The following is a 21887-nucleotide window of genomic DNA, read 5'->3' on the forward strand; positions in this document are numbered from 1 at the left end:
CCGAGACAGTCACCGGCACGGGAGGACAGACCATCATGACCGTCAAACGTGTGGCGGCCGCGCTCGGTGTGAGCGCGCTGCTCGCCGGCACGGTGTACGGGCTGGGCCCGAGCACAGCCACGGCGTCGAGCCACCGGGAGGCGCCGCTGGTCGCCGCCGACCCGGCGATCGACAACACCGACCTGTACGCGTTCGTCAGCCCGGAACGCCCGGGCTACGTCACCTTCATCGCCAACTGGCAGCCGTTCGAGGAGCCGAACGGTGGCCCCAACTTCTACCCGTTCGCCGCCGACGCCACGTACCTCATCAAGGTCGACAGCGACGGCGACGCCAAGCCCGACGCGACGTTCCGCTGGACGTTCAAGAACATCGACAAGCGCGGGACCAACACGTTCCTCTACAACAACGGCCCGGTCACCTCGATCGACGACGAGAACCTGCTCTTCCGGCAGACCTACACGCTGGAGTCGTCGTTCCACGGCGAGCCGTTCAAGGTACGCGCGCAGGACGTACCGGTGGCGCCGTCCCGGGTCGGGCCGGCGTCGATGCCCGACTACGGCACGCTGCGCGCGCAGGCCACCCGTACCCTGCCCGGCGGTTGGAAGATCTTCGCCGGTCAGGCCGACGACCCGTTCTTCCTCGACCTGCGGGTCTTCGACCTGCTGTACGGCGGGAACCTGAGCGAGACCGGGCAGGACACGCTGGCCGGCTACAACGTGAACACCATCGCGATCCAGGTGCCGTTCAAGGACGTGGCACTGGGCGGCGACGCCAAGCGCAACCCGGTGGTCGGCCTCTGGACCACCACCGAACGCGACCGGGTACGGGTGGCCGACGGCTCCTCGTACGGCGGCAAGGTGCAGGTGTCGCGCCTGGGCAACCCGCTGGTCAACGAGGTGGTCGTGCCGGCCGGGCTGAAGGACACCTTCAACGCCACCCCGCCGGACCGGGACGCGAAGATCCCGGCGCTGGTCAAACGGGTCACCAATCCCGAGGTGCCGCAGCTGATCCAGAAGATCTACCAGGTGCCGGCGCCCGCGACGCCCCGCAACGACCTGGTCGAGATCTTCCTGACCGGGATCACCACCAAGGCCGGCGGCCCGATCAAGGCCGACCTCAACTCGCAGCTCAACAACGCCGACGTGCCGGCCGGCCGGTTCACGCCGTCCGAACAGCTGCGGCTCAACCTGTCGGTGCCGGTGAGCGGGCAGCCCAACCGGCTCGGCGTGCTCGGCGGCGACCTGCAGGGCTTCCCGAACGGGCGGCGGCTCACCGACGATGTGGTCGACATCGAGCTGCAGGCCCTCGAAGGGGCGGCGCAGACCGGCAAGCTGGTCGACGCGCTCGCCAAGGGCGACGCCGTGGACGCGAACAACCAGCCGTTCGGGGCGAAGTTCCCGTACGTCGCGCTGCCCAACTCGCTGGCGGTCAACTCGCAGGGCGGCGCCGCGGCGCAACCGCAGGCCGCCCCGCCGGCGACCGACCCCACCGCCACGGCCGACTCCGGCCCGGCCGGCGCGGGTGTGCCCGACGCCGACCAGTCCGATGCCGCCGCGGCGCCCGGGGCCGGCGTTCCGGACGCCACGGAACCCGCGGCCGCCGAAGGCACCGGCAGCGGAACCTGGATGACCAAGCCCGTGGCGTACGCGACCGGCCTCACCGGCCTCGGCGCCCTGGTCATCGCGTTCGGTCTGCTCGCCTTCCTGCGCCGCCGCCGTCGGCCGGTCTCGCCGCAACCCTTCTCCGACCCCGACCAGACAGCCCAGTTGTGACCCGACCCGGGTGGGCGCGCCGACCGGCGCGCCCACCCGGCGTATCTCTTGGAGGAGCGTCATGCGCCGCACCCTGATCAGCCTCGCTCTCGCCGCCGCGCTGCTCGGCGTCGCCGGCATCGCGGTGCGGCCGCACAGCGCGTCGCCGGCCGCGCTGACCGCCGCACCGCCCGTGGACCAGCTGGCCGACCGGGTCGCCCGCGCCCAGCAGCACCTGCGCGACGTGCCCGGCGACTGGGGAGGCTGGGCCACGCTCGGCGCCACCTACCTCGAACAGGCCCGGGTCACCGCCGACCCGGCCCTCTACCCGCAGGCCGAGCAGGCCGCCCGCAAGTCTCTGGCGCTGCGCCGGGACGGCAACGGCGGCGCGCTGGTCGTGCTCGGCGCGCTGGCCAACGCCCGGCACGACTTCGCCACCGCCCGCGACCAGGCCCACGCCGCGCTGAAGGTGGACACCGCCGACGCCGATGCGTACGGGGTGCTCGCCGACGCGCTCACCCAGCTGGGCGACGCCCGGGGTGCGACCGACGCCGTCCAGCACATGCTCGACACCCGGCCCGGCCTGGCCGCGTACGCCCGCGCCTCCTACGACCTCGAGCTGCGCGGCCGGCTTGCGGACGCCGACCGGCTCATGCGCCGGGCGCTGGACGACGCGGCCGACCCGCACGACGCCGCCTTCTGCCACACCCAGCTCGGCGAGCTCGCGTTCGGCCGCGGCGACCTGCGTACGGCCGGCGACCAGTACGCGGCCGCCCTCGCCGCCGACCCGTCCTCGGTGGCGGCCCAGCGCGGTCGGGCCCGGGTCCGGGCCGCGCAGGGCGACCTGCCGGGCGCGCTGGCCGACTATGCCGATCTCACCGCCCGGCTGCCCGGGCCGTCCTCCCTGATCGAGTACGCCGAGCTGCTCACCGTCGCCGGCCGCTCCGCGCAGGCCCAGCAGCAGCTGTCCCTGGCGGCGGCCGCGCAGCGGCTCTTCACCGCCAACGGCGGCCGCGACGACCTGGCCACCGCGCAGCTGGCGCTGGCCGAGGGCCGGCCCGCCGACGCGGTCAAGGCGGCGAGCGCCGAATGGGCCCGGCGGCACCACCCGGACGTCGCGGACACCGTCGCCTGGTCGTTGCACGCCGCCGGGCGCGACAACGAGGCTCTCACCTACGCGAGGCAGGCGATCGCGGGCGGCGCGCACCCGGCCACCTACGCCTACCACCTCGGCATGATCAGCCTGGCCCTCGGTCATCGCGCCGAGGCCCGCGCCGAACTGGCCCGCGCGCTGGCCACCAACCCGTACTTCTCGCCCGCCGACGGGCCCACCGCCCGCCGCGCCCTGTCCGCCCTCGGAGACGCCCGATGAGCCGACTCGCCCGCCCCCGCCCTCGGAGACGCCCGATGAGCCGACTCGCCCGCCTGCTGCTCGTGCCGGCCGCCGCCGTCGTGTCCGGTCTGCTCGCCCCGGCCGCGCCCGCCCAGGCGCACCCGCTGGGCAACTTCTCGATCAACCAGTACGCCGAGCTCACCGTCCGCACCGACCGCGTCGACGTGCTCGCCCTCTCGGACATCGCGGAGATACCGACCCTGCAGGAGAAGCCGCTGATCGACACCGACGGCGACGGTCGGTTGTCCGATGCCGAGCGGGCCGCTTACGCCGTCGCCGAATGCCGCCGGTACGCGGACGCGTTCGCCGTCACCGCCGACGGTTCGAGGCTGACGTGGACGGTCACCGAGCCGGGCTACCGGCTCGCGCCCGGGGCGGGTGGACTGTCCACCGGCCGGCTGACCTGCTCGTTCGGCGCGCAGGCCAGGGCCACGACCCTGCGGGTCGACAACCGCTATCGGTCCGGCCGGGTGGGCTGGCGCGAGCTCACTGCACACGGCGATGGCGTACGCATCGACAGCGCCCTGCCGGTCGAGAGCGTGAGCGGGCGGCTCACCTCGTACCCGCGCGAGCTGCTGACCTCGGCCCCCGACGTGCGCACCGCGACGATCCGGGTCGGCGGTTCCGGCGGCCGGGCCGTGGGCACCCCGGCCCGGCTCGCCGCGAGCGGCCCGAACTGGCTGACCTCGGCGCAGAGCCGGGTCGAGTCGGTGGTCGGCGGCCGGTTGACGCCGCTCGTGGTCGGACTCGCCTTCCTGCTGGCCCTGCTGCTCGGGGCGGGGCACGCGGCCCTGCCCGGCCACGGCAAGACGGTGATGGCGGCCTACTTCGCCGGACGCCGCGGGCGGATCCGGGACGCCCTCGCCGTGGGCGGCACCGTGACGCTGGCGCACACCGGGGGCGTCCTGGTCGTGGGCCTGCTGCTGAGCACGTCGACCGCCCTGGCCGGCGAGCAACTGCTGGCCTGGCTGGGCGCCGCCAGCGGCCTCCTGGTGGCCGGCGTAGGCCTCGCCATGCTGGTCTCCGCCCGCCGAGCCCGCCGCCACCGGCACGCCCCACACGACCACGACCACACCCACCCGCACGGCCACGACCACGACCACACCCACCCGCACGGCCACGACCACGACCACACCCACCCGCACGGCCACGATCACGCCGGCCACCCGCACGACGCCCACACGCACGACAGTCACCCGCACGACGGCCACTCGCACGACGCCCACCCGCACGGCCATGGGTTGGGGCACCACCACGGGCACGGACATGACCACCGGCCGGGTGGTCGGCTCGGGCTGGCCGGCATCGGGCTCGCCGGCGGCCTGGTACCGAGCCCGTCCGCGCTGGTGGTGCTGCTCGCCGCGATCGGCCTCGGCCGGGCGGGTCTCGGCGTGCTGCTGGTCCTCGCGTACGGGATCGGCATGGCCGGCACCCTCACCGCGGTCGGACTCCTCCTGGTCGTCGCCCAGCGCAGGCTGGGCCGGCTGGTCGCGCGCGGCGGCCACGCCGCCCGCCTGAGCGCCCGCGCGACCCGCCTGACCAGCCGCATCTCGGCCGGAGCCCCTACCGCCACGGCCGCCCTCGTCGTCCTGGTCGGACTCGGCATGGGCGTCCGGGCCGTGATCTGAGCCAAGAGGCACCATTGGCGCATGGAGGACGACGCCACCCTGCTGGCGGAGGCCATCGCCGTGGCCTGCCGCGCCCACCGCGGCCAGCGTTATCCCAGTCCCGAGCGCGAGCCGTACATCCAGCATCCGCTGCGGGTCATGCTGGCCGTCCGTCCCCTTCGCACGCGGATGGTGGCGGTGCTCCACGACGTTCTGGAGGACACCGCGGTAACCGCCGGCGACCTGCGCGAAGCCGGCCTCCCCGACCGGGTCGTCGCGGCGGTCGTCGCGTTGACCCATCGGCCGGAGCAGACGTACGAGGAGTACATCGAGCAGGTGGCCGCTGATCCGCTGGCTCGTCAGGTCAAGCTCGCCGATCTCGCGGACAACCTCGCCAACAACCGGCGCCTGGCCCCGACGCCGGACGTGGTCGACCGCATCGACCGCTATGAACGGGCCGAACGACGGCTCCGCGCCCTATGACAGTCCCGGCACGAGCAGCCTGCACCACCGGCCGAGGAAGCCGGGACCGGCCGCACGCACCTCGTGGACGTCGGGTCGGATCGGGACTCGCGTTGCGGCGGGGCGGAACCGGACGGCACCGCCGGCCGGGCGGCGCGGCGCCGGTACGGCGTAAACGCCGATCGCCCTGGTCATCGCGTCGCGCAGGGCGGTCCGGACGTCGGTGGCGCTCGGACGACGGTCCGGGTCCGGTGTCAGCAGGGGCGTGATGATGCTGTGCAACGGTCCCGGCCGTTGCGGCGGGTCGGGTGGCCCGGACAGCAGGGCCGACAGCGACTCGGCGACGCTCGGCCGGGCAAACGGCGGACGGCCCTCGACCGCGTAGTAGAGGGTGGCGCCCAGCGACCACAGATCGCCCGGTTCGCCCGAGACTCCGCGGCGTAGTTGTTCCGGGGCCACGTAACTGGGCGAACCGAGAATCGGTTCCCCCGGACCGGCCGGCTCGGCGCCCACCGCGGCCAGGCCGAAGTCGGCCAGCACGACGCGGCCGTCGGCGGCGATCAACACGTTGCGCGGCTTGACGTCACGGTGCACGACACCCGCCGCGTGCGCCGCCTCCAGGGCCTCCAGCACGGCCAGTCCTATCCGGGCGGCATCCCGGTGGGTCAGCGGACCCCCCTCGCTCACCACCTCGTGCAGCGAGCGCGACGGGACATACTCCATGATGATCCAGGACCGCCCGTCCGCCTGGACGACGTCGAAGATCCGGATCACATGGGGATGATCGAGTCGAGCCGCGGCGCGCGCCTCGCGCACGGTGTCCCGGACGGCCGGAGCCCGGACACACTTGACCGCGACCTCGCGGTCGAGCAGCTCATCGTGTGCCCGATACACCCGCCCCATACCGCCGGCGCCAAGGAGCGCGATCAGCCGGTAGCGGCCGGCCACCCTCTCGACACCGGCATTCTCCTCCAACCGCATGCCGTCACCTCCCCCGCGCCGATTCCTGGCGATGGACACCGGGGATTCGGAGTCGATCGGCGGTCGGCTCGGTGAGCCCGCGACGTCAGGTCAGGTTGACCTTCCCGACCACCGATCCGGTCGGCTTGAGCGAGCCGGGAGCCGGTTCGACCGTGACCGCCACGGCGGACGAGGCCGACAGATTCTCGACGACATGGACGACCGAGGTCTGCCCGGTGCCGGCCGGCACCGGGCCGTTCGCGCCGACCGTCCATGCCTCGTAGACGTTGCCGGGTGCGGGTGCCTCGGTGGGGGCCACCAGGATCACTCCGGCGTCGTGCAGGCGCGACGACGCGACGGTCACGTGGCCGCCGGTGCTCAGCGAGTCCTGCCGTACGACCAGGTCGGGCGCGGCGAGGATGGCCTGTACCCGGGCATTGGCGGACCGCGCGGCCTCGGCGACGTCTTGCTCGTGGTGGACGCGCTGCTCCTGGATCACGAACACGGCGACGCCCGCCGCCGCGGCCGCAACGACCGCGGCGGCCGCCGCCGTCAAGCGCATCCGCAGCGAGCCGGACCGGCGTGGCCGCCCCGGCGCGCGCGGCGCCACCTGCCGGGTCGTCGCGATCTCGGCCAGCACGGTGTCCCGAAGGGTCGCCGGCGGAACCGACCAGGCGCCGTCGGCGAGGCGGGCCGCCGTCTGCTGCAGCTCGGCCGCCTCGGCCCGGCATGCCTCGCAGTCGCGCAGGTGCCGGTCGAAAGCGGCCCGCTCGAGATCGTCGACCGCGTCCAGCGCGTACGCGCCGACCAGCGCGTGGATGTCCTCGCCGCTCACGCACCCACCCCCGCTCCCAGGCAGTCACGCAGTCGGATCAGCCCGTCCCGCATCCGCGTCTTCACCGTCGGCAGCGGCGCGTTGAGCAGCTCCGCCACCTGCGGATAGCTGTGCCCCTGGTAGTAGGCCAGGGTCACCGCCTGCCGCTGCAACTCGGTCAGCTCGCTCAGGCAGGTGCGCACCTGCTGCCGCTCGAGGCGGCCGGAGACCTCGTCGGCGACGACGTCGTACGGTGTCTCGAGCGAGGCCGCCCCGACTCGTACGGTCCGGTCGACCGCCGCCTGTTCGGATCGCACCCGATCGACCGCCCGCCGGTGGGCGATCGTGAAGACCCAGGCGGTCGCCGAGCCGCGGGCCGGGTCGAAACGGGCGGCCGTGCGCCACACCTCGACCAGGACCTCCTGGGCCACCTCCTCCGCCTGGGCCGGGTCGCGCAGAACGCGCCGGATCAGGCCGTAGACGCGGGGCGCGACCAGGTCGTAGAGCCGGCCGAAGGACTGCTCGTCGCCGCGGGCGACCGCCCGCAGCAGCTCACCGGCATCGGTCGGCTCCGGCGGGGGCACCGCTGCGAGGTGCTCCGGCCGGCGACTAGCGCCGCGTTCCGCCATAGGTCCGCCTCTCCACCGGTCACATCGTCGCAAAGAATTCGGAGCCGGGCGGCTAGCGGATGGGAACAGGTTTTCGGCGGCCGCCAGACCTTCTCCGCCGCCGTGTCCGCTATCTCACATGGTCGGCTTCCCGTCCGAGCCGCCCCGGTCTCCTCCGGCACCATGATCCACAGATGCTGGGCGACTGGGGAGGCCACATGCACCAGAAGAGACGACTTGTCCGATGGGGACGCTCGGGCTGGTTGATCCCGCTCGTCGTGGCGCTGGGCGCCGGGACGACCACGGTGCCGGCCACCGCCGCGCCGGCCACTACCTCGAGATATATCGTGCGGCTCACCGCCGCGTCGCCGGAGACCCAGCGAGCCCGGGCGCGCGCCGCCGGCGTCACGATCCGCCGGCAGTTCACCGCCGCCCTGCCCGGCTTCACCGCCGATCTCACCCCGGCGGCGGCCGCGAGGCTGCGCCACGACCCCTCCGTCGTGGCCGTCGATCCGGTCCGCCGGATGCGGATCAGTGACACCGAGTCGAACGCCCCGTGGGGTCTCGACCGGGTCGACCAGCGCAAACTGCCGCTCGACACCAAGTACACCTGGACCGGCGGGGGCGCCGGCGTCACCGCGTACGTGGTGGACACCGGCGTGATGGCCAGCCACCAGGACTTCGGCGGCCGGGCCAGCGCGCCGATCAGCTTCGTGCCCGACGCGTTCGGCACCACCGACTGCCACGGACACGGCACGCACGTGGCCGGCACCCTCGCCGGGACCACCTACGGCGTGGCGAAGAAGGCCACCATTGTCGGTGTCCGCGTCCTGGACTGCATGGGCAACGGTGACGATGAATGGATCATCGCGGGCCTGGACTGGGTGATCGCCCAGCACACCACCGGCCCGGCCGTGGTCAACATGAGCCTCGGCGGCGACCCGGACCCGGCGCTGGAGCAGGCGGTGCAGGCGACGATCAACGACGGCATCACGGTGGTCGTCGCGGCCGGCAACGACGGCGCCGACGCCTGCCAGCACAGCCCGGCCCTGGTGCCGGCCGCGGTCACCGTCGGCGCGACGGACAGCACCGACGCGCTGACGAGCTGGTCCAACCGGGGCCCGTGCGTCGACCTGCTCGCGCCCGGCGACGAGATCCTGTCCGCCGGCAACGCGTACGACACGGCGAGCGCGACGATGTCCGGCACGTCGATGGCCACCCCGCACGTGGCCGGCGCCGCGGCGCTGATGCTCGGCCGGGAGCCGAAGCTCAGCCCGGCCGTGGTCGCCGCGCGACTGTCCTCCTCGGCCACCCCGGACAAGATCACCGGCGTCCCGGGTGACACCCCGAACCTCCTGCTGTCCACGCTGACCACCCCGCTCGCGCTGGCCACCCCGGCGACCCGGCGGTTGCCGGACGCCCTGGTCAACCACGCCTACAGCGGCGCGCTGCGGGCGACCGGCGGGGTCGGCCCGTACACCTGGAGCGTCACCGGCGGCAGCCTGCCCGCCGGGCTGAAGCTGAGCACGTCGGGTGTCATCGCCGGGACGCCGACGGCCACGGCGGCGGCAACCCCGGTGACGGTACGTGTGCAGGACAGCGCCGCCAGTGCGGCCAGTTCCACCGTCACCGTCGCGGTCGGCACTCCCGGGTTGCCGGCGCTGAACGAATCCGTCCCGGTGGTCCGCGGTCCGGGCGGCGGGCAACTCTCCAGCGACGCCGGCTCGCCCTCGGTGAGCGCCGACGGCCGGTACGTCGCCTTCGTCTCCACTGCCGGTGGCCTCGCCGCCGGCGACACGAACAACGCCGCCGACGTCTTCGTCACCGATCTGACCACCGCGACCACCACGCTGGTCAGCCACACGACCACCGGCGGAACGGCGGAGGGCGCCAGCGGGGAACCGGACATCTCCGCCGACGGCCGATGGATCGCGTTCGCCTCCGACGCCCAGCTGACCGCCGACGACACCGACGACAGCAGCGACGTGTACCTCTTCGACCGCACCACCGGTACGGTCAAGGTGATCAGCCGCCTGGCCGGCAAGCCCGCGGCCGGCCACAGCCAGTCCCCCTCGATCAACGGCACCGGCACGTCGGTCGCCTACGTCTCCTCGGAGGCGAAGCTGTGGGGCGGCAAGGCCGGCAACGTCACCAACCAGGTTCTGGTCACTACCGTCGCCAGTGGCGCGAACACGCTGGTCAGCGTCAACCGCAAGGGCGCCGCGGGGAATGACCACAGCAGCTCCCCGGTGCTCTCCGACGACGGCCGCTACGTCGGCTTCTCCTCCATGGCCACCGGCCTGAGCGCAGCCACCGGGCAGAACGCCTACACCTCGCACGCCTACCGCCGGGACCTGACCGCCGGGACCACCGTCATGGCGTCGGCCTGGGCGAACGGCAGCGCCGACTCCTGGGGTGAGCTGCTCGACCTCTCCGCCGACGGCCGCTACGCCCTGTTCACCTCCATGGATCAGCTCGTCGACGTGGGCACGTTCTACACGCAGGCCTACTGGCGTGACCTGACCACCGGCGTCACCACGGTGGCCAGCCGGGACCCCGGCGCCGCCTTCACCAGCGACGAGATCAAGTCCGGCCGGCTGTCCGGGGACGGTACCCGCGCGATCATCGCGGTCCACGACTCCGACGCCAACCGATCCACTCTGCTCTCGGTGAAGACGGCGGGCGGCGCTTCGGTCCGGTTGGGCGGCTGGTACACGCCGCTGCCCGACGACTTCACGGATACGCGCCGGGCCTGGGACGGCGCCGCCCTGTCCCGGGACGGGACCTACGCCGCCGTCGCGACCACCGACGGGTCCGCGGTGCCCGGCTACCTCAGCGGGCCGCTCTCGACCAGGGAGACCAGGCTCCACTGAGCCGGGGCGGGTGCGGCCGGAGCGAGCCGCACCCGCCCCGTTCGGGTTACCGCGCACCATCGAGGCCCGAAACGCACCCTTTCGGACCTATCGTCCCCTTATGCTCCTCACTGGTTCTCGGCAGCGCCCCTTCTGGCGGCTGTCCCTGGGTTTGTTGCTCTCGGGCGCGCTGACCCTCGCGGCGACGCCCGTAGCCGCGGCCGTCCCGCTGATCTCGGCCAAGCCGGACCGTACCGTCGGCTTCGACGGCCTGGTGTACGCCAGCGCCCAGGTCGGAACGACGGTCTATCTGGGTGGCAACTTCACGCACGCGATCGTCGACGGGAAGCCGGTCGCCCGTAAGCGGCTCGCCGCGGTGGACACCCGCACCGGCCAGTTGCTGCCGTGGGCACCGCGGTCGGACGGAACGGTGCTGGCGGTGACCGTCGCCGGATCCACTCTGTACGTCACCGGCACGTTCACCACCATCGCCGGCCTGCCCCGCGCCGGGCTGGCCGGCATCAACCTGTCCACCGGCAACGTCGGCCCGCTCCAGCACACGATCACCGGGACCCCGCGGGCGCTGGCCGCGACCGCCGGCCGGCTCTTCGTGGGTGGCGACTTCACGAAGGTGGACGGGCGTGCCGCCCCGAACCTGGCGGCGTTCCGCCTGTCCGACGGCGCCGTCGACACCGGCTTCCGGGGCAGTGCCAACAAAAAGGTGCAGGTGCTGTACGCCGCGGGCCCGCGGCTGTACGTCGGCGGCTACTTCACGAGTCTCAACAACGTGACCGGGACCGGTCGCCTTGCCGCCCTGCGGCCGGCCGACGGGCAGGTCGACCCGCAGTTCCGGTCGGCCACCCCCTATCCGGTCTACGCCCTGACGGCCACCGCCGATCGGTTGTTCGCCGCACTGGCCGGCCCGGGTGGACGGGTGGTCGCGTACCAGCCCAACGGGACGCTGATGTGGAGCAGCGTCACGGACGGCGACGTGCAGGCGATCACATATCTGAACGGCGCCATCTATGCCGGCGGACATTTCACCGTGGTCTGCCCGACGCCGTTCGCCTCGGCGACCGCCTGGTGCAAGGTCACGAAGCTGGACCACCCGAAGTTGGCCGCCTGGGATCCCGCCACCGGCGCGGTGCTCGCCTGGAATCCGCAGAGCAACGGCAAGTGGGGCGTGCTCACGCTGGGCGCCGACCCGGTCCGCCGGACGATCACGGTCGGCGGCGACTTCACGGCGTTCGGCACCGCGGCCCGCCTGCGCTTCGCCAAGTTCGGCGCCTGCGCGTACGGCTGCGGCCAACCGGGTCGCTGATCGAGGCCACGGCCCGTCCCGGCGAACAGGGACGGGCCGTGAATCAGCGGTCAGGGGAGCGCCAGGGCCCGGATGATCTCGGTGCGCCGAGCCGGCGGGCCGTCGACGGGCGCCGGATCGTCGGGGGTGGGCTGCACGCCCCCGGCGGCGACCCGGTCGAGGGTGCACAGGCCGGCCGGATCGACCGTACCGAAGATCGTGTAGTTCGGCCGGAGCGCGGAGTTGGCGTAGACCAGGAAGAACTGGCTGCCGTTGGTGTCCGGCCCGGCGTTGGCCATGGCCAGCACGCCCCGCGCGTAGACGCGCCGGACCCCGGTGGGGTCGGTCGGCGCGGGCGGCAGGTTCGTCGGCAGTTCGTCCCTGTATTGGTAGCCGGGACCGCCCTCACCGGTGCCGGTCGGGTCGCCGCACTGCAGCACGCTCAGCGTCGGGTACGCGGTCAGCCGATGGCAGATCGTGCGGTCGTAGAAGCGGTGCCGGACGAGGTGCAGGAAGCTCTGCACCGTGCACGGCGCAGCGGCCCGGTCGAGGCGCAGCGGGATCGGGCCGAGGTTGGTGAACAGCACCGTGTGGACGGTGCCGCGGCTCGGCGTCGGCGACGGGTCGCGAGGCAGCGGCACCGGGCGCGCGGCGGGGTCGTCGGGTGTCGGCGTGTACTGGCAGGGGCCGGCGGTGGGCTGGGTGGGATCGGCGCCGGCCGCCAGTGCCGGCGTTGCGCCACCCACGCCGAGCACGACCACGGTGCAGACCACGGCAAGTGTTCGAATCACCCGCCCTGTCTAATCGATGCCCATTGATACGGTCAAGCCACCCGACTTCTAACGGATATAACGTACATAAGGTGGCAGTATCCGGCTTATGGCAGAGGAGTCGCTGTACCGCAGCGAGCGGACGCAGGTCCTCCGCCGGCCCGCCCCGGACGGCACGGTGATATGCAAACGCACCACCGGCGCCGGCGCGATCCGCCGCATCGACCGCGAACGGGCCGTGCTGCGCCATCTCGCCGGCATCCCGGGGGTGCCACGCCTGGCCGGGCGACAGGGCCGCCAGTCTCTCGTCCTGCTCGACGACGGCGGCCGGACGGCCGACGGCGAGCGGTTCCCGATGCCCCGCCTGCTCGAGATCGCCCGCGCGCTCACCGGCGTGGTCGCCGCCATTCATCAGGCCGACGTCGTGCACCGCGACATCACCCCGGCCAACCTGATCATCGGCGAGTCCGGGGCGCCGGTGCTGATCGACTTCGAGTTCGCGCTGACCGGACCGGAGGCGCGAAACGGCTCCGCGCCGCCGGACGAACCGGTCGGCACCCTCGGCTATCTGCCACCCGAGCAGACCGGCCGGCTGCGGCTGGCCGTCGACCGGCGCGCCGACCTGTACGGGCTCGGCGCCACCCTGTACGCGCTGGCCACCGGCTTCCCGCCGTTCCCGGGTGACGACCCGCTGGAGCTGATCCGCGACACCCTGGTCCGGACGCCCACATTCCCCGCGGACCTGACGCCGGATCTCCCCCGCGGGTTCAGCGATATCCTCATGCGGCTGCTGGAGAAGGACCCGGAACGGCGGTACCAGAGCGCCGAGGGTCTGGCCCACGACCTGCTCCACTTCTCCGACGGCGCGGCGGACGGCTGGTGCCTCGGCGAGCGCGACTTCCCCGCGGTGCTCACCGCGCCGGGCCACCTGGTCGGCCGCGACCCGGAGGTCGGCCGGCTGGTCGCGGCCCTCGACGCGGCGCAGGCCGGCGGCGCCGCCGTGCTGGTCTCCGGGCCGCCCGGAATCGGCAAGAGTGCCCTGGTGAACGCCTTGCGCCCGACGGTCACCGACCGTGGCGGCTGGTTCCTCACTGGCAAGTACGACCAGTTCCGCACCGGGACGGGCAGCGGTGGTGTCACCCGCGCCATGCGCCAACTGGCCGGGTTGGTGCTCGCCGAGCCGGAGGCGGAGATGGCCGTGGACCGGCAGCTGCTGGCCGCGGCGCTCGGGCCCAACACCGCGGTCGCCACCTACCTGATCCCCGAGATGGCCACTCTCATGGGCGGGCCGGACGAGGGCGGCTCCGACGGTCAGGGCCTGGCCCCGGGCCGGATCACCGCCACGGTCGTCGCGACCCTGCGGGCCGTCGCGGCACGCCGCCCGATCGTCCTGGCCCTCGACGACCTGCAATGGAGCAGCAGCTCGGCGCTGCGGGTGATGGACGCCATCGTCACGACCGCACCGACGGTCCCCGGGCTGCTGTTCGTCGCCACCTACCGCGACCAGGAGGTCGGCCCCGACCACCCGCTGTGGCCGATGGCCGCGCGCTGGGCGCGGGAGGGCCGGATCACCGCGCCGGTGCGGCTCGCCGGGCTCGCCGAGGCCGGCCTCGGCGAACTGGTCGCCGCCGTCCTGCGGATGGCCCCGGCCGCCGTCGCCCGTCTCGCCGGCTCGATCGGCCAGGGCAGCGGCGGCAACCCGTACGCCACCGTCGAGCTGCTCAACGCGTTGCGCGCGGACGGGCTGCTGGTGCTCACCGACGCGGGCTGGAGCTGGGACGAGGAGGCGGTGTCCGCGTTCACCGGCCGGCATCGCCTGCCCGAACTGCTCGCCGCGCGCATCGAGCAGCTGCCACCGCCCACCCGCCAGGTGCTCACCGCCCTGGCCTGCCTGGGCGGTGACGTCCGGCTGGCGCTGCTGGCCGTCGCGCTCCGGCAGACCGAGCCGGAACTCGTCCAGGGCCTGGCGCCCGCCGCCACGGAGCGGCTGGTCGCGCTGGACCGCGGCGCGGCGGCCGCCGATACGGTCCGGTTCCGGCACGACCTCATCCACCGGGCCGCCCACGAGGACCTGGCCGTCGCCGAACGGGACCGGCTCCAGATCACCATCGCCCGGCGGCTCGCACCCTGCCCGGACTACCGGCAGGAGGCGGCCGAACAGTATCTGGCGATCGCCGGCCGGATCGACGCGCACCGCGAGCTACGCTCCGCCGCTGCCCTGCTGCACGCGGCCGGCCGGCGCTCCTTCGGCCTGACCAACTACCCGATCGCCGAGGAGCTGCTGTCCACCGCGGACGACCTGGCCGCGCGGGCCGGCGGGATCGCGCCGCTGCGCAACGCGATCGCCGTGGACCGGCACGCCGTGCTGTTCTGCCTGGGCCGCCTCGACGAGGCCGACGAGGTCTACCGGGAGCTGAGTGACCGCCACCCCGACGTGCTCACCCTGGCCGGCGCCACCGCCTCCCAGATCAACAGCCTGATGCAGCGCGCCCGCTCCCGGACCGCCATCGAGCTGGGCCTGGGCGTGCTGCGCCAGTTCGGCATCGAGCCACCCGCGGACCTCGCACCGTACGTCGAGGCGGGCCTGGACCGGCTGTACGACTGGGCCGCCGACCTGGCGACCGGCGAGCCGGACCTCGGCGAGACCACCGACCCGCGGATCATCGCGGCCGGCCGGCTGATGAACCGGCTGCTCACGCCGACCTTCCTGGTGGACCCGCTGCTGAACGCGTGGCTGGTGGTCGAGGCACGGGACATGTGGACGCGCCACGGCATCTGTGCACCGTTCCTCGTCACGCTCGGCGCCGCCCTGAACGTCATGGTCGACCTGCGCGACGACTACCGCACCGGCTACCTGATCTCCGGACAGATGGTCGCCGCGGCCGTCCGGCACGGATACCGCGCGGAGACGGCGATCCTCCAGTTCCAATACCTGTGCTACAACGCGCCCTGGCACGAGCCGCTCGAGGATCTGCTCGACGACACGTTCCGGGCCCGCGACGAGCTGGTGGCGGCCGGCGACCTGCAGGTCGCGAGCATGGTGTCGGTCCGCCTGCTGAACGTCCAGCTGGACACGACCGAGACGCTGGAGGCGCTGGCCGACGAGATCCCGCCGTTGCTGTCCTTCTCCGAGCGGACCGGCAGCCGCTTCCAGGCGCTCGCGATACTCAGCTACCAGCAGCTCATCCGCGCCCTGCAGGGCCGGACGGCCGGACCGGGCCAGTTCGCCGACGCCGACTTCGACGAGGCCGCCCACGTGAGCGCGGCCGCCCCGTACGGGACGTCCTTGACCACGTACCACGTCAACCGCGCCCTCGCCGCGCTGTTCTTCGACGACACGGCGGCGCTCGAAGAGCATTCGGCCGCCGCCATGGCGCACAGCCGACCGGTCCGCGGCTTCTACCTCTCGGCGATCATCCGGCTGGTGCGCAGCCTCTGCCTCACCGGCCGGATCCGCGCGGCGGGCGCCGACCCGGAGACGGAGGCCGAGCTGACCGAGCTCCGCGAGTGGCTCGCCCGGCGCGCCGCCGACGCTCCTCGCAACTTCCGGCCGCTGCTGCGGCTGGTCGAGGCCGAGCGAGCCTGGGCGCTGGCAGACGCCGCCACCGCGATCCGCGAGTTCGACGCCGGGCTCAGCGAGGTCTCCGGCCGGCCCTGGCACCACGCGCTGCTGGCCGAGCGGGCCGGCCTGTTCCACCTGGCCCAGGGCCTCGGCCACGCCGGCGAGCACCTGCTCGCCGAAGCCCGCGACGCCTACCGGTCCTGGGGCGCGGACGGCAAGGTCGCCGCGATCGAGGCCGGCTACCCGTTCCTGCGCACCACACCCCCGCCGATCACCTGGTCGGACGGCGGCCCCGGGGCCGGTTCGCAGCGGATCGACCTGATGGCGATCCTGCGCGCCGCGCAGGCGCTCGGCTCGCAGACCACCGTGGCCGGCCTGCAGGCCAAGGTCGGTGATGTGCTCAGCGCGATGACCGGCGCGACCGGCGTGCACCTCGTGCTGGAAAATCAGGAGACCGGGCACTGGTACGCGTCGGCGATCACCGGCACCGGCAGCGCGGCCGCGGCCACCCCGGTCACCGACCCGCAGGCCACGATCCGGTCGGACACCGATGTGGGCAGCCACCTCCCGATGTCCGCCATCCGCTACGCGCTGCGCACCCACGAACCGCTGCTGGTCGCGGATGCCACCCGCGACGACCGGTTCGCCCGGGACCCCGCCCTGGCCGGCCTGCCTACCTGCGCGCTGCTGGTGGTACCGGTGCCCAGCCACAACGTCGCCCGCGCCGTGCCCGTGCTGGAGAACCGCCGGCAGGCCGCGGTCTTCTCCACCGACCGGCTGGAGACCGTACGACTCATCGCCGGGCAACTCGCCGTGTCCCTGGACAGCGCGATCCTGCACGACTCGCTGGAGAGCACGGTGGCCGCCCGCACCAGCGACCTCGCGGCCACCAACCGCCGCCTCGCCGACAGCGAGCGGCGCCTGCGCTCCCAGTTCGAACACGCCGCCGTCGGCCAGGTCGTGCACGGCATCGACGACCGCATCCGGGACGCGAACCCCGCGTTCCGCACCATGATCGGCAGGTCGATGCGCGCGCTGACCGGCACCAAGCTGACCGACCTGGTCGTGACGTCCGCCCGGGACGAGCACCGGCGCCTGCTGAGCGCGGTGATCGCCGGACGGCAACCGCAGATCAGCCGCGAACTGTCCCTGCTGCGTGCCGACGGCACCGAGCTGCCCGCACACGTCACCGTCTCCGCGATCCGCGACGCCGACGGCCGGCCGGTCCACCTGATCAGCATCTTCCAGGACATCAGCGCACGCCGCGCGGCCGAGGCCGCCCGCGACGAAGCCCACCTGGAACTGGCCGAACGCCACCGTGAACTGGCGGCCGCCAACCAGCTCAAGGCCGATCTCATCGGCATGCTCGGCCACGAGATCAACAACCCGCTCGCCGTGATCCTCGGCTACCTCGACCTGGCCCGCACCAGGGACGACGTGCCCGACGCCATCGCCGAGCTCCTCGAAAAGATCAACCGCAACGTCCGCCGCCTCGACTCGATCGTCCAGGAGGTCCTGGCCCTGGTCAGCATCGACGCCGGCCGGCTCATCGCGATGCCGGTGCCGATCCGGGTCGCCGAGCACATCGACGCGGCATTGACCGCCACCGCCACCACCGGCGTGGCCGTCAGTTGTCCGCGCGACCTGATCGGCGTCATGCAACCCGGCCACGTCGACCACGTCCTGACCAACCTGATCAGCAACGCCGCCAAGTACGGCGGCGGCGTCACCCGGATCGAGGCGGCCGCGACCGGCGGCCCGGCCGTCGCCATCGAGGTGCACGACGAGGGCCCCGGCGTCCCGCCGGAGTTCCGGAACCGGCTCTTCGATCGCTTCGCCCGCGCCGACCGCACCGCGGGCACCATCTCCGGTACCGGCCTCGGCCTCTACATCGTCCGCGAACTGGCCCGGGCCAACGGCGGCGACGTCACCTACCGCCCCGGCCGGCACCGCGGCTCGGTCTTCGTCCTCACCATGCCGGCGGCGTACGGCACCCCGGACGCCGCCGGCCTGGGGACTGCGGCGCGGGCCGTCAGCCGAGGGTGACCACCGTGCCCGCGTGCCGGGAGCGCTCGGCCGCCCACACCACCTGGTGGCTGGCGAGGCTGGTGGTGGCGTCGGAGTCGAGCAGGCCCGGGTCGTTCGCGGCGACCGCGGCCAGAAAGGTGTCGGTCAGCGTCTCGTCGGCGTCGGTGTGGTCGGCTTCGAGGCCGCCGGGGCCGCCGGTGTGGATCACCTCCTCCTCGCCGGTCCGGAAGTCGAGCAGGCGCAGCCGCGCGCCGTCGCCCTCCAGGTAGCCGTGGGTGCCGAAGAGCCGGGTCTTGCGCAGCTCGAACGGGCTGAACGCGGTCATCGTGAACGAGCAGGTCGCGCCGCCGGCGAACTCCATCGTGACGACCTGGTGGTCGACGGCGTCGTTGTCGCTCGCATACACGCAGCGGCCGTACGGCCCGTCGCGCAGCGCGGCCCGCACGCCGGCCTCGGTGTGGTCGGCGGTGACCGCGGACAGCGGCCAGAACTCCTTCTCGGGATCGCCCAGGCAGCCGAGGTACAGCCTGGGCGCCGAGTACGGGCAGGCCGGCTCGAGCGGGCAGTCGAGGCACCGGTCGGCGGCGCCGTCCGGCCGCGCCTCGGGCCGGAAATGCGCGAGGCCGCCGAACGAGCTGACCCGGGCCACCGGCCGGTCGACCAGGTGCATCAGCCAGTCGATGTCGTGGCACGCCTTGGCCAGCAGCATGGGTGACGACGTACGGCTGCTGCTCCACTCGCCGCGGACGAACGAGTGCGCGTGATGCCACCAGCCGACCGGTTCGAGGTGCTGCACGCTGACCAGCGCGCCGATCCGGCCGGAGTCGAGCAGCCGCTTCACCGTGCGGGAGTATTCGGTGTAGCGCAGCACGTGGCACAGCGCAAAGATCACTTTGTTCCGCTCGACCGCCTCGGCGATGCGCACCGCCTCGTCCTCGGTCGGCGCCATCGGCTTCTCGAGCATCAGGTGGTAGCCCAGGTCGGCCAGCGCGATCGCCGGGCCGGAGTGCTCCCGGTCGGAGGTGGCGACGATCGCCGCGTCGGCGAGCCGGCCCGCCGCCGCGAGCTCGCGCCAGTCGTGGAACACGGCGCTCTGGTCGAGGCCGAACTCGGCGGCGAACCGCTCGCGGCGGCCGGCATCCGGCTCGGCGACGGCGACCGGACGGCCGGCGCCGGTGGCGACCGCGCGCCGGGCGTAGCGCTGGCCGCGAAGGCCCGCTCCGACAACCGCTAGCCTGACGGGGTTGACTCCGACTTGGTCCACGCCGGTCTCACTTTCTATGCTCTCCATCATTAGTAGCCTGGACCGGTCGGATGGGTCAAGGGAGAGGATGGGCCGCATGGCCGAGGCCATCGTCGGAGGCAGTCTTTCGCGGCTGCGGGAGCTCAACACGCAGAGCGCCCTGCGGGTGCTGCGCGGCGCCGAGCCGATGACGCTCACCGAGCTGTCGAAACGCACCGGGCTCTCCCGGGCGTCGACCGAGGACGTGGTCGACGACCTGCTGGCCCAGCGCTGGGTGGTCGAGGAGGCACCGACCGCCGGGGCGATGGGCCGGCCGGCCCGGCGGTTCCGGTTCCGCAGCGACGCCGCGCACGCGCTCGGCGTCGACATCGGCGGCCACCGGGTGCGCGCGATCATCACCGACCTGGACGGCGCGGTGCTCGGCCGCGCGGAGGACGAGGTCGACGCGTCCGCGGGCCGCGACCGCCGCCTGGCGGCCGCCGACGACGTCGTGGCGCAGTGCCTGCGGCGCAGCGGGCTGACCACCGACCAGCTGTGGGGCGCCGGGGTCGGGAGCAGCGGCCTGATCGACGCCACCGGCAAGGTGGTGCTGTCGGTGGACATCCCGGAGTGGACCGGGCTGAGCCTCTCCGAGCACTTCCGCGCCCGGCTGGGCGTGCCGGTGCTGGCCGACAACGACGGGCGGCTGGCGGCGCTGGCCGAGCGGTGGCGCGGCGTGGCCCGCTACGCGAAGGACTTCGTCTACCTGCTGGCCGGCCTGCGCACCGGCCTGGGGCTGGTGATCGGGGGCGAGCTGCACCGCGGGTTCGGCGGAGCGGCCGGCGAGATCGGCGCGCTGCCGGCCGCCGGGTGGATCCGGGCCCAGGAGCATCTGCGCAAGGCCGGCGGCGAGGCCGGCGACGTGTTCGCGGCGGCCCGGGCCGGCGACCGGCAGGCGACGGCCGCGGTCCGCCGTTATGTGCGCGACCTGTCGGTGGGCACCGCCGCGCTGGTGCTCACGCTGGATCCGCAGATGGTGGTGCTGGGCGGCGGCTTCTCCCGCTCCGCCGACGTGCTGCTCGACCTGCTGCGCCGTGAGCTCGACAAACAGTGCATCCGGACGCCCGAGGTGCTCGCCTCGCAACTGGGCGACGAGAGCGTCGTGCTGGGCGCGGCACGCCTCGCGCTGGACGACGCCGAGCTGCGCCTGTTCGGCGTCCGTCCTTGACAAACTTTTCATGGAGACCATAAATAGTTTCCAACCTGACGGCACGCTCGAGCCGGCGTGGAAGGAAACTGGTCATGGCAAGGTTCCGACGTGCTGCGCTCGCCCTGGCGGGCGCGGCCGCCCTGATTCTGGCCACCGCGGCCTGCGGCGGCGGTAACGACTCCGGAAGCGACACCAACGCCAAGGTGACCCTGTCGTACGCGATCTGGGACAAGAACCAGGTCCCCTCGATGCAGCAGCTCGCCTCGGCATTTACGAGGGAGAACCCGAATATCACGGTCGACGTTCAGCTGACCCCGTGGGAGACCTACTGGACGAAGCTGAAGGCGGCGGCGACCGGCGGAGCCGCGCCGGACGTGTTCTGGATGAACGGCCCGAACTTCCAGCTCTACGCCGCGAACGGGGTGCTGGCCCCGCTCGGCGACTTCGACCCGAACAACTACCCGAAGTCGCTGGTCGACCTCTACACCCTCGACGGCAAGCACTACGGGCTGCCGAAGGACTTCGACACCGTCGGCCTCTGGTACAACAAGGCACTGTTCGACGCGGCCGGGGTGAAATACCCGGACGACACCTGGACCTGGGAGACCGTCAAGGCCGCGGCGGGCAAGCTCACCGACAAGGCCAAGGGCCGGTACGCGATCGCGGCGAACCTCAGCTCGGCCCAGGAGTACCACTACAACACCGTCTACCAGGCCGGCGGGTACGTGATCTCGCCCGACGGCAAGACCTCCGGGTACGCCGACCCGGCCACCGTGCAGGGGTTGAAGTTCTGGACCGACCTGATCGCGGCCGGCCAGTCGCCCGATCTCAAGACGATGACCGACACCGCCCCGATCAACCTCTTCGAGTCCGGCAAGACCGCGATGTACTACGGCGGCTCGTGGGACGCGGCCGAGTTCACCGCCAACTCGTACACCAAGTCGAAGGTCGACGTGGCCGTGCTGCCCAAGGGCGTCAAGCGGGCGACGATCATCCACGGGCTGGCGAACACGATCAGCGCGAAGTCGCCGCACCAGGCGCAGGCCTGGAAGTTCGTGCAGTTCCTGGGCTCCCAGCAGGCCGCGCAGGTCGAGGCGAAGGCGGGCGTGATCCCGGCGTTCACCGGCACCCAGCAGGCGTGGGTGCAGGCGCACCCGGAGCTGCATCTGCAGGCGTTCCTCGACGAGCTCGCCTACGCGGTGCCGTACCCGGTGTCCCGCAACACCGCCGCGTGGAACGAGCTCGAGACCACGTACCTCACGCCCGCCTGGAACCAGCAGGAGGACGTGTCCTCGGCGGCCGGCAAGCTCGCCTCGGCCATGAATGACGCCCTGGCCAAGGAGTAGCG

General features: G+C 73.2%; 14 protein-coding genes. 9 read left to right on the plus strand and 5 right to left on the minus strand.

All coding sequences use genetic code 11. The annotated features are described in order from the left end of the window. Nucleotides 1-35 precede the first annotated feature (35 nt). The 4 genes from ODJ79_RS34805 (at nt 36) to ODJ79_RS34820 (ending at nt 5234) form a co-directional block, all read left to right on the plus strand. Nucleotides 36-1772: a DUF4331 domain-containing protein gene (locus ODJ79_RS34805; RefSeq protein WP_263027902.1), complete on the plus strand. Its 1737-nt coding sequence runs from the start codon at nt 36-38 to the stop codon at nt 1770-1772. Nucleotides 1773-1833: 61 nt separating this feature from the next. After that, entirely contained in the window at nt 1834-3123 is a 1290-nt protein-coding gene (locus tag ODJ79_RS34810; protein ID WP_263027903.1) for a tetratricopeptide repeat protein, read from the plus strand. Between the two features lie 35 nt (nt 3124-3158). Further along, entirely contained in the window at nt 3159-4772 is a 1614-nt protein-coding gene (locus ODJ79_RS34815) for a hypothetical protein (protein ID WP_263027904.1), read from the plus strand. 21 nt (nt 4773-4793) lie between these two features. Next, nucleotides 4794-5234, plus strand: a complete 441-nt coding sequence (locus tag ODJ79_RS34820; RefSeq protein WP_263027905.1) for an HD domain-containing protein — start codon at nt 4794-4796, stop codon at nt 5232-5234. Here the strand turns inward: ODJ79_RS34820 and ODJ79_RS34825 are convergent. From ODJ79_RS34825 to ODJ79_RS34835, 3 genes are all read right to left on the minus strand, one after another. After that, nucleotides 5229-6194 carry a serine/threonine-protein kinase gene (locus ODJ79_RS34825; protein WP_263027906.1) on the minus strand — a complete coding sequence of 322 codons (966 nt, stop codon included), beginning with the start codon at nt 6192-6194 and terminating at the stop codon, nt 5229-5231. The genes ODJ79_RS34820 and ODJ79_RS34825 overlap by 6 nt on opposite strands. Before the next feature lie 85 nt (nt 6195-6279). Beyond that, nucleotides 6280-7008: an anti-sigma factor gene (locus ODJ79_RS34830; RefSeq protein WP_263027907.1), complete on the minus strand. Its 729-nt coding sequence runs from the start codon at nt 7006-7008 to the stop codon at nt 6280-6282. Beyond that, a complete protein-coding gene (locus ODJ79_RS34835) occupies nt 7005-7616 on the minus strand; it encodes a sigma-70 family RNA polymerase sigma factor (protein ID WP_263027908.1) in 612 nt (203 codons plus the stop codon). Before ODJ79_RS34835 ends, ODJ79_RS34830 begins: the two co-directional genes overlap by 4 nt. Nucleotides 7617-7813: 197 nt before the next feature. On the opposite strand from ODJ79_RS34835, the gene ODJ79_RS34840 reads away from it, so the two are divergent. Both ODJ79_RS34840 and ODJ79_RS34845 read left to right on the plus strand, forming a co-directional pair. Next, the gene (locus ODJ79_RS34840; RefSeq protein ID WP_263027909.1) at nt 7814-10468 is read left to right on the plus strand and encodes a S8 family serine peptidase; all 2655 of its coding nucleotides are present in this window, start codon (nt 7814-7816) and stop codon (nt 10466-10468) included. Nucleotides 10469-10568: 100 nt separating this feature from the next. Further along, nucleotides 10569-11768 (plus strand): delta-60 repeat domain-containing protein, encoded by a 1200-nt coding sequence (locus ODJ79_RS34845; RefSeq protein WP_263027910.1) that lies wholly within the window; start codon nt 10569-10571, stop codon nt 11766-11768. A gap of 50 nt (nt 11769-11818) precedes the next feature. Here the strand turns inward: ODJ79_RS34845 and ODJ79_RS34850 are convergent, their stop codons facing one another. Then, a complete protein-coding gene (locus ODJ79_RS34850) occupies nt 11819-12520 on the minus strand; it encodes a peptidylprolyl isomerase (protein ID WP_263027944.1) in 702 nt (233 codons plus the stop codon). A gap of 106 nt (nt 12521-12626) precedes the next feature. On the opposite strand from ODJ79_RS34850, the gene ODJ79_RS34855 reads away from it, so the two are divergent. Next, entirely contained in the window at nt 12627-18125 is a 5499-nt protein-coding gene (locus ODJ79_RS34855) for an AAA family ATPase (protein WP_263027911.1), read from the plus strand. Here the strand turns inward: ODJ79_RS34855 and ODJ79_RS34860 are convergent. Beyond that, entirely contained in the window at nt 18112-19371 is a 1260-nt protein-coding gene (locus ODJ79_RS34860; RefSeq protein WP_263027912.1) for a Gfo/Idh/MocA family protein, read from the minus strand. The genes ODJ79_RS34855 and ODJ79_RS34860 overlap by 14 nt on opposite strands. 76 nt (nt 19372-19447) lie before the next feature. Between ODJ79_RS34860 and ODJ79_RS34865 the strand changes: the two genes are divergently transcribed. Both ODJ79_RS34865 and ODJ79_RS34870 read left to right on the plus strand, forming a co-directional pair. Then, nucleotides 19448-20557, plus strand: a complete 1110-nt coding sequence (locus tag ODJ79_RS34865) for an ROK family transcriptional regulator (protein WP_263027913.1) — start codon at nt 19448-19450, stop codon at nt 20555-20557. A 74-nt stretch (nt 20558-20631) separates the two neighbouring features. Then, a complete protein-coding gene (locus ODJ79_RS34870) occupies nt 20632-21885 on the plus strand; it encodes an ABC transporter substrate-binding protein (RefSeq protein WP_263027914.1) in 1254 nt (417 codons plus the stop codon). The last annotated feature ends 2 nt before the right edge of the window (nt 21886-21887 follow it).

This window comes from Actinoplanes sp. KI2 (assembly GCF_025630775.1).
GTDB lineage: Bacteria > Actinomycetota > Actinomycetes > Mycobacteriales > Micromonosporaceae > Actinoplanes.